A 388-nucleotide genomic window follows, 5' to 3' on the forward strand; every position below is an offset into this window, starting at 1 on the left:
TGATGGACCCCTTCCACGTTGTGGCTTTGGCCGGGACCAAGCTCGACCTGATCCGCCAACGCATCCAGCAGCAGACCCTGGGTCGGCGCGGACACACCGGTGACCCGCTCTATGGGATCCGGCGCATCGCCCGAACCCGCCTGCAGCTGCTCTCCCCACGCCAATACACCCGGCTGACCGAGGTGCTCGACGGCGACGACCATCTCGCCGTCAAGGTCGCCTGGCTGATCTATCAGAAGATCATCGCCGCCTACGCCGACCCGAACCGACGTCACGGCAAGAAGGCAATGACCAGGCTGATCGAGTCGATACGGCGCGGCGTACCCGCCGGATTGGAGGAGATCGCCCAACTCGGCCGCACGCTATCGCGCCGCCGCGCCGACATCCT

At 66.2% G+C, this 388-nt stretch carries 1 protein-coding gene; it reads left to right on the top strand.

The features are described from left to right. Window positions 1-388: transposase (locus FPZ47_RS28005; RefSeq protein WP_144957581.1), on the top strand; the 388-nt coding region annotated here is incomplete at both ends.

The organism is Mycobacterium helveticum, assembly GCF_007714205.1.
Classification (GTDB): Bacteria; Actinomycetota; Actinomycetes; order Mycobacteriales; family Mycobacteriaceae; genus Mycobacterium; species Mycobacterium helveticum.